Annotated in this window: 11 protein-coding genes and 3 pseudogenes; 9 read left to right on the forward strand and 5 right to left on the reverse strand. The window is 70.6% G+C overall.

Annotation, left to right across the window (positions count from 1 at the left end; translation table 11 throughout):
• The 3 genes from VR44_RS46435 to VR44_RS19570 form a co-directional block, all read right to left on the reverse strand.
• Window positions 1-317: hypothetical protein (locus VR44_RS46435; RefSeq protein ID WP_211275097.1), on the reverse strand; the 317-nt coding region annotated here is incomplete at its 3' end.
• The gene (locus VR44_RS45145) at window positions 314-979 is read right to left on the reverse strand and encodes a hypothetical protein (protein ID WP_157880360.1); all 666 of its coding nucleotides are present in this window, start codon (window positions 977-979) and stop codon (window positions 314-316) included. The genes VR44_RS45145 and VR44_RS46435, both read right to left, overlap by 4 nt.
• A gap of 71 nt (window positions 980-1,050) precedes the next feature.
• Window positions 1,051-1,464, reverse strand: coding sequence for a hypothetical protein (locus tag VR44_RS19570; RefSeq protein ID WP_052713717.1), 414 nt, complete (start codon window positions 1,462-1,464; stop codon window positions 1,051-1,053).
• 519 nt (window positions 1,465-1,983) lie between these two features.
• Here VR44_RS19570 and VR44_RS19575 point away from each other — a divergent pair.
• The gene (locus VR44_RS19575; RefSeq protein ID WP_045948841.1) at window positions 1,984-2,373 is read left to right on the forward strand and encodes an MmcQ/YjbR family DNA-binding protein; all 390 of its coding nucleotides are present in this window, start codon (window positions 1,984-1,986) and stop codon (window positions 2,371-2,373) included.
• A 28-nt stretch (window positions 2,374-2,401) separates the two neighbouring features.
• Window positions 2,402-3,040 (forward strand): annotated as a pseudogene (locus tag VR44_RS19580) (Tn3 family transposase); the annotation flags it as partial.
• Window positions 3,041-3,050: 10 nt separating this feature from the next.
• Here the strand turns inward: VR44_RS19580 and VR44_RS19585 are convergent.
• Window positions 3,051-3,524 carry an ArsI/CadI family heavy metal resistance metalloenzyme gene (locus VR44_RS19585; RefSeq protein ID WP_045948843.1) on the reverse strand — a complete coding sequence of 158 codons (474 nt, stop codon included), beginning with the start codon at window positions 3,522-3,524 and terminating at the stop codon, window positions 3,051-3,053.
• Between the two features lie 83 nt (window positions 3,525-3,607).
• Between VR44_RS19585 and VR44_RS19590 the strand changes: the two genes are divergently transcribed.
• The 7 genes and pseudogenes from VR44_RS19590 to VR44_RS19615 all read left to right on the forward strand — a co-directional run bounded on the left by VR44_RS19590 (window position 3,608) and on the right by VR44_RS19615 (window position 6,891).
• Window positions 3,608-3,988, forward strand: coding sequence for an ArsR/SmtB family transcription factor (locus VR44_RS19590; RefSeq protein WP_045948844.1), 381 nt, complete (start codon window positions 3,608-3,610; stop codon window positions 3,986-3,988).
• On the forward strand, window positions 3,985-4,755 hold the full coding sequence (locus VR44_RS19595) for an aquaporin (RefSeq protein WP_052713719.1): 771 nt from the start codon (window positions 3,985-3,987) through the stop codon (window positions 4,753-4,755). The genes VR44_RS19590 and VR44_RS19595 overlap by 4 nt, the downstream gene beginning before the upstream one ends.
• Complete coding sequence (locus VR44_RS19600) at window positions 4,752-5,171, forward strand: arsenate reductase ArsC (protein ID WP_045948845.1); 420 nt, start codon at window positions 4,752-4,754, stop codon at window positions 5,169-5,171. Before VR44_RS19595 ends, VR44_RS19600 begins: the two co-directional genes overlap by 4 nt.
• Window positions 5,168-5,557 (forward strand): annotated as a pseudogene (locus VR44_RS19605) (N-acetyltransferase family protein); the annotation flags it as partial. The gene VR44_RS19600 and the pseudogene VR44_RS19605, both read left to right, overlap by 4 nt.
• Window position 5,558: 1 nt before the next feature.
• Window positions 5,559-5,846, forward strand: a pseudogene (locus VR44_RS19610) (N-acetyltransferase family protein); the annotation flags it as partial.
• A gap of 16 nt (window positions 5,847-5,862) precedes the next feature.
• Window positions 5,863-6,033, forward strand: a complete 171-nt coding sequence (locus VR44_RS49170; RefSeq protein ID WP_094191761.1) for a DUF4158 domain-containing protein — start codon at window positions 5,863-5,865, stop codon at window positions 6,031-6,033.
• 456 nt (window positions 6,034-6,489) lie between these two features.
• The gene (locus VR44_RS19615) at window positions 6,490-6,891 is read left to right on the forward strand and encodes a hypothetical protein (protein ID WP_157880361.1); all 402 of its coding nucleotides are present in this window, start codon (window positions 6,490-6,492) and stop codon (window positions 6,889-6,891) included.
• Here VR44_RS19615 and VR44_RS19620 read toward each other — a convergent pair.
• On the reverse strand, window positions 6,867-7,139 hold the full coding sequence (locus VR44_RS19620; protein ID WP_045948848.1) for a hypothetical protein: 273 nt from the start codon (window positions 7,137-7,139) through the stop codon (window positions 6,867-6,869). The genes VR44_RS19615 and VR44_RS19620 overlap by 25 nt on opposite strands.
• Between the last annotated feature and the right edge of the window lie 264 nt (window positions 7,140-7,403).

Consider the following 7,403-nt stretch of genomic DNA (forward strand, 5'->3'; position numbering starts at 1 on the left):
AAATAGGCCTGACGGGCGGACGACAGCAGGCCGCCCGCCCGATCTGGCGCCGTTGTATCCAGCCAGGCGGCCAGCTCTCCGGCACGTTCGCCCGCGAACCAGGCGGGCTCAGCGCGTACCGCCTCTGCGCAGCACTTCCACCACAGCTGCCGCTCGCCCAGGAGTTCCTTCACGCAGGCCTGCGGGCTCGCTGCCCCCATCAGCACGGCTTCGAGCAGGTCACGCTCCGGGAAGTGCCCGGCACTGTTCCCCACCGGTCGCCGTGGCGGCCGTTCACCGTCGGCCCCAGCAGGTCCGGGCACGTCGACAGCCGTCACCGCAGCGCACCGTCGATGACGCCGCGCAGGCCGTCGCCGACGTGTTCGCGCACGCGCCGCCAGGCTTCGCGGGTCGTTTCGTTGAGGGCCGCTCCAATCGAGGCTGTCACCATTTCGGCATCCCAGTCGGACTCCAGCCCCACCGGAACGGAAAGCGAGGCCGTCCAGGAGGTGCCGATGCGGAAATCCGGGAGCCGGACGTATGACGCGCCAGGCCCGACCGGCCCCTGCACCACTGGTACGAGCAGATCCCGCAGGCGGCCATCAGGCCGGGCGTAGCGGATCAGGCACATCAGCGGCAGAGCGCCGGGGGCACCGCCGCGCAGGACCAACTCGAGGCTGTACGAGACCTCGTCCGTGCCGGAGCTCCGTACGAGGAAGGCGATCCGGCCGTCGGGCGCGGTAGCCTCCAGCACCACCGCGTCACCGCCTGCAGCAGTCAGAGCGCCGCCCGAGGACAGCAGTACAGGCAGCTCAAACCACCCTACGGCGGCCCGAACGTCCGGCCGCTGGTTGCGGGATTTCTCTCCGGTGGGCTGTCGGGGCACGGCGGCCGGTGTCCGGGGTACGGCGGCCGTGGCGGGCCGCACCGGCAGATCGAAGCCGAGGAACGACGCCCGGGCCCGCTGCCACAGGGTGTATCCCGCGTGGCCGCGGCCCACCGTCCGAGGTGTGCCTGGTGGGCGTGCGTCGATGAATGACCGCCAAGACCGCCGAGTGAGCGGAGTAGCGTTCACGGCGTTGCCTCCTCGGACACCGGCGGGAGATCCGGTTCCGGCCGGGTCGGGGGAGTGTTCGGATCCTGACCGCCAGGGGCGCTGTGGAGAGCACCGTCGGCTGTGGTGGACCTGCCCAATTGGGCAAGCAGCGCGGGCGCTGACGCGCCCACGGCCACGGCTGCGTACACGCCGGTCACTTCGGTATGGAGCAGCCAGCCCGCCATGCCGCCCAGCAGAACGCGGAACAGGGCAGCGAGTCCGTCCGCCGGCGGGTCGATGAACGCCCCGATCGCCGGGAGGTCACCCGCCACTGCCCGCTGTACGTGTCGTGCTTGCTGCCAGGCACGTAAACGCCCGAAAGTGACGAGCGCCTCGGCAATGAGGCCACCGCCCGCACCGGAAGCCATGGCCTCGGCCCACGTCATCATCGGCTCTCCCTGCTCTTTGCCATCTTGGCCGGTTCCCGCTCGACGCCTCACACCCGCAGAGGGTCGTGGCGTCTCATCATGCAGACAGCGGCTGTGATTTGTTCGGGTTACGGCTAAACCGGCTTTCAGGCCTGGGAGTTGTCGTCAAAGTGTCACGCCCGCATCAGGTGGGATGCCAGGATGACGGCTGCTTTGGCGTGGCCGCGTGAGCGGGAGCACCGCGCGCCCGGGCCACGGGCGGACGGCGGCCTTGGCGGACGGCTTCTACGAGCCGCCTCCGACGGTGGAGGTTCCCAAGGTTGGCGGGGGGCTTCACTGGTGAGGACGGCGGCGAGTGCCTCTTCCGGTTCGAGGAGCTGCCGCTGGGGCTCGGGCTGATCGGGAGCGTCAGCTGACCCACTCGCCGGGGACCTTCGGATAGGCGCTGTGCTCGAGGATTGGCATGCGCCCGACACGCTGGATGCCGGCCGACCCGACCATGCCTGCGGGAGACTGAACCGTGCACACGGGAGACCGATCATGGCGCCTGAAGAGGTGGCGGAGTACGCCCTGTCCCTGCCGGAGGTGACCGAGCACGATCCGAGCCGGGCCATGCAGCTCTACAAGACCGGGGGGAAGATCTTCGCCGTCCTCACCCCGGCCACTGCCACACGCCCCGACGAAGGGGCCCCCAAATGCGACCCCGGGCTCGCACTCCGCCTCCGCGAGCAGTACCGGGCCGTCCGCCCGGGACGCTACGGATCAAGCCACCTGTGGAACACCGTGATCCTCGACGGCACCGTACCCGACGAGGAACTCACCGACATGATCGACCACTCCTGGCACCGCACCGTCGACCAGCTCCCAAACGCACACCGCGACCGCCTACGCGCACTGCGGCCCGGCCGCACGGCCGGGCCCGGCCACTGACGGACAGCCCATCAGGGCCGTGGAGACGCGGGCCGACCTGCCCGACGGCGAGGAGCCGGCCGCCGGGTACGGGCCGCTGGAGGCGGTGGCCTGCAACAAGGTCAACCTGAAGCGGATCGCCACGCACTGGTCCGACATGCTCCGGGCCGCGGGATCTCTGATTACGAACCAGGTCCAGGCCTACGACCTGCTGCGGATGTTCGGCCGAGAGGGCCACCCGACCCCGCTGGGGGCGGCGTTCGCCGAGTACGGGCGGATCGACAAGACCATGCACCTGCTCGCCCTGGCCGATCCGGTCGACGACACCTACCGTCGGCGGATGAGTCGGCAGCTGACCGTGCAGGAGTCCCGCCACCGCCTCGCCCGCGCGATCTGCCACGGCGGCCGCGGCCAGATCCGCCAGGCGTACCGCGAGGGCCAGGAGGACCAGCTCGCCGCCCTCGGCCTGGTCCTCAACGCCGTCGTCCTGGGGGACACCCGCTGCCTCGACGCCCNGGGCGTCGACATCAAGGAGGAGGACGCCGCCCGCCTGTCCCCGCTCAAGGGCCGGCACATCAACTTCCTGGGCCGCTACCTGTTCACCATCAAGGCCAGCGGACCCGGCCAGGGCCTGCGCCCGCTGCGCGACCCGGACGCCGCGCATGAGGACGTGCCGGAAAAGGGGTGAGCGGCGCCGTTCAGCTGCCGCAGGCGCAGCCCGAGGCCGCAGGCACGGCCGCGGTGCTCTCCTCCTGGCCGGAGCAGCAGGCGTCACCGCCGGCGACGGCGCTCTTGCCCAGCTGGTCGGCGTCGGCCTTGACGACGTAGACCTCCCACGGCTCCTTGCCGGGGCCGGTGACCCACACCTTGTCCTGGAGGGCGTAGCAGCAGGAGGTGTCGTTCTCCTCGAACGTCGCCAGCCCCGCGTCCTTCAGCCGGGTCGTGGCGGCGTTGACGTCCTCGGTGGAGGCGACCTCCACGCCGAGGTGGTCCAGGCGGGTGTCCTCGCCGCTCTCGCCCTCGATGAGGACGAGCTTGAGCGGGGGCTCGGTGATGGCGAAGTTGGCATACCCCTCGCGGCGCTTGGCCGGCTCGGCGCCGAACAGCTTGGAGTAAAAGGCGATCGAGGCTTCGAGGTCGGCAACACGAAGGGCGAGCTGAACACGGGACATGGCGGTCTCCCAACGACTCTGTTTCGACGTCTGTCGATACAGTCGACCTTGCCACCGGGATCGACAGCTGTCAATATTGAGGAATGTCGAAACAAGCTGGTCTGCCGGTGCTCGGACAGGACGACGTCGCGTGCTGCGCGCCGATGGTCCGCGAGCCGCTCGGCGAGGAAGCCGCGGCCGAGCTGTCGCGGATGTTCAAGGCCCTGTCGGACCCGATCCGGCTGCGGCTGCTGTCGCTGATCGCCTCGCACGAGGGCGGCGAGGCGTGCGTGTGCGACCTCATCGGCCCCTTCGACGTCTCCCAGCCGACGATCTCCCACCACCTGAAGGTGCTGCGCGAGGCCGGGCTGGTCGGCTCCGAGCGGCGCGGGACCTGGGTGTACTACTGGGTGCTCCCCGAGGCCCTGGCGAAGCTGTCCGCACTGCTGGAGATCCCCGCCGCATCAGCGAAGGCCCTCGCGTGAGCGCGCCCGCGCCGCTGCTGCGGCGGGCGGTCGTCGAGGGGCTGGGGACGGCCGCGCTGGTCGCGGTGGTGGTCGGATCCGGGATCCAGGCCACCGAACTGACCCACGACGTCGGGACGCAGCTGCTGGCCAACTCCCTGGCCACCGTTTTCGGCCTCGGCGTGCTCATCGCGTTCCTGGGACCGGTGTCCGGGGCGCACTTCAACCCCGCGGTCACCCTGGCGGCCTGGTTCACCGGCCGCCGCACCGGCGATGGCCTGGATCTGCGTGACGTCGCCGCGTGCCTGCCCGCCCAGGTCGTCGGCGCGATCGGCGGGGCGGTGCTGGCCGACGCGATGTTCGGCAAGCCGCTGGTGGCCTTCTCCACGCACGAGCGGTGGGCCGGGCACCTGTGGCTGGCCGAGGTCGTGGCCACGGCGGGCCTGGTCTGGCTCATCTTCGGCCTGACCCGCGCCGGCCGCGCGCACCTCGCGCCGCTGCTGGTCGCCTCCTACATCGGCGCGGCCTACTGGTTCACCTCCTCCACCTCCTTCGCCAACCCGGCCGTCACGATCGGCCGGGCGTTCACCGACACCTTCGCCGGCATCGCCCCCACCTCCGTGCTGCCGTTCCTCGCCGCCCAGCTGCTCGGCGCCGCTGCCGGTCTCGTCCTGGTCGCCGTCTGCTTCGGCCGCCCGGCCGCCGTAGGCGAGGACGAGGCCGTCGTCCCGCCCGCCGGGCAGCAGCCCACCACCCGTTCCACCGAAGAAAGCGCCTTGGCCCGATGAGCACCTCCACCACCCCGTCCGTGCTGTTCGTCTGCGTGCACAACGCCGGCCGCTCCCAGATGGCCGCCGCCTTCCTCACCCACCTCGGCGGCGACCGCGTCCAGGTCCGCTCGGCCGGATCCGCCCCCGCCGACACGGTGAACCCGGCCGTGCTGGAGGCCCTGGCCGAGGTCGGCATCGACATCTCGGCCGAGACGCCCAAGGTCCTCACCACCGAGGCCGTGCAGTCCTCCGACGTGGTGATCACCATGGGCTGCGGCGACGCCTGCCCCTACTTCCCCGGCAAGCGGTACCTGGACTGGCAGCTGGAGGATCCGGCCGGGCAGGGCGTCGCGGCCGTCCGGCCCATCCGCGACGAAATCGAGCGGCGCATCCTCGGCCTGCTCGCCGAACTCGGCATCGAGCCCGCAGCGTGACGGCCACCGAGACCGGCGTGCGCATCGCACCGCTGCGGCCGGAGCACGCCGAGCAGGTCCTGGCGATCTACCAGCTGGGCATCGACGAGGGAAACGCCACCTTCGAGACCACCGCCCCGACCTGGGAGGCGTTCGACGCCGCCAAGCTGCCCGACCACCGCCTGGTCGCTCTCGACGGGGGCGGCCGGGTCCTGGGGTGGGCCGCCGTGGTGCCGGTCTCCGACCGGTGCGCGTACGCCGGCGTCGTGGAGCACTCCGTCTACGTCCACCCCGACGCGCGCGGCCGCGGCGTCGCCTCCGCGCTGCTGAAGGCACTGGTCGACTCGACCGAGGCGGCCGACATCTGGACGATCCAGTCCGGGATCTTCCCCGAGAACGCAGCCAGCNTCCGACCGGTGCGCGTACGCCGGCGTCGTCGAGCACTCCGTCTACGTCCACCCTGACGCCCGCGGCCGCAGGGTGGGCCTGGCCCTGTTGACCGCCCTGCTCGCCTTCACCGAGGCCGCCGGCGTCTGGACGGTGCAGTCCGGCATCTTCCCCGAGAACACCGCCAGCCTCGCCCTGCATCAGCGTGCCGGGTTCCGCGTCATCGGCACCCGCGAACGCATCGGCCGCCACCACGGGGCATGGCGCGACGTCGTCCTCGTCGAGCGCCGCAGCCCCAGCGTGAACTGAGCGTGACGGCAAGCGGCTGCGGAACAAGTCCGCGAAGAACCGCCTCGGGTTCGCGCTGCTGCTGAAGTTCTTCGAGATCGAGGCCCGGTTCCCGGAGGGCCCCGGGGAGGTGCCGACCGCGGCGGTCGAGTACGCGGCCCAGCAGGTGAACGGCCTCGGGGATCAAGGGAACCGTGGTTGGCGCTGAGATTGATCACGGTGCGCGCTGGGCCAGCCGGAACGGTGGCCTGCGCCCCCTACGCGACCCTGACGCGGAGCCCAGACGACGAGTAGCCTCACCTCCCGGCGGGCCGAGCGGAGCACAACCGGTCGGCCGGGGTGTCGTTGAGCCGGTACGCGGGCGACCGCCCGCTGCCGGAACGAAGGGGAGACGGCCGTGCCGAACGTGGCCACCGCCGAGCAGGGGGCGGCACAGTGCCGCATGGTCAGCCGCACCACCAGCAGGGGGGCGCTCAACCATGACGGGCTGGCGTTCTGGCGCGAGGCCGACTGCGGCAAGTTCTACCCGGACGCAACGACATCGTCCATCCCCGCGTCTGGGTAGACATTCGCCACCGATTTACTGAGAGTGAATGCCTTGTTGCGGTGCGCCATGGAATGATCCACACCGGTCGGCAGGGTGCCGACCCGTAGGGAGGCAAACGTGACTGACAAGCAGGAACCAACCGAGATCCCCGGCATGACCGTGCTGTCGGCGGAAGATGTCAAGCCCGAGGACATCGGCATCCTGAGCCTGCACTATGTGGAAGGCGTCGCACAGCTCGTCGTCAGCGGAGGGACGGTACTCCCGGACCACCTCCAGGTGGTCACCCCCGAAGGCGCCACCGTGGCGACCTTCATCCCCGTCCCCACCGAGGCCGCCAGGAACCTCATCGTGCAGGACGACGGCAGCAACGTTCTCTACACCAGGAGCGGTGAGGCCATTTGGCATACCAACACCGCCAGTCCGACGGGCAGCAACGACTCCGTCGCAACCATCGTGAACAACGGGCAGTTCGTCATCCCCAAGGGCTCGGACCTCTACGAGGCCGACCCCCTCAAGTGACCGAGCACGGCCGCCCCGGGCGTGGACCACTCAATCCCGCGCCAGGGCACCACGAAGTAGGCGTCGATCCGGGTCTCGTCGCCCGTCGTGACGAAATGGCGGCACGCGAGCCCATGCTTGATCCGGGCGGCGCTGATGTCGGGGAAGTTCGCGATCAACGCCAGGGCGGCGTCATCGTCGTCCAGGTGGGCCGGGGAATAGGTCAGGTAGAGGGTGCCGAGGTCGTGCTCGTACGGGCGGTGGGTCATGCCCGGTCGTCGACCCGTACGAGGCGCTGTAGGCGCGCATGGCAGAGATCAGGGAACGGTTCGAGCGGGAGTCGGCCGACGGCACCGTGACCATCCGCAAGGACGACGGCCTGTACTGGCACCTGGAATGCAGCACCCCAAGAGCCCGGCCTACTGGTTCGAGGTCATCACCTGGCCCGGCGCTCTCGCGATGAACGGCCACACCGGCAGCTACGTCTCCGCCCGCGACGACGACATGCTCGACTTCTTCCGCACCACCACCGC

Source organism: Streptomyces katrae (assembly GCF_000966975.1).
Taxonomy (GTDB): domain Bacteria; phylum Actinomycetota; class Actinomycetes; order Streptomycetales; family Streptomycetaceae; genus Streptomyces; species Streptomyces katrae.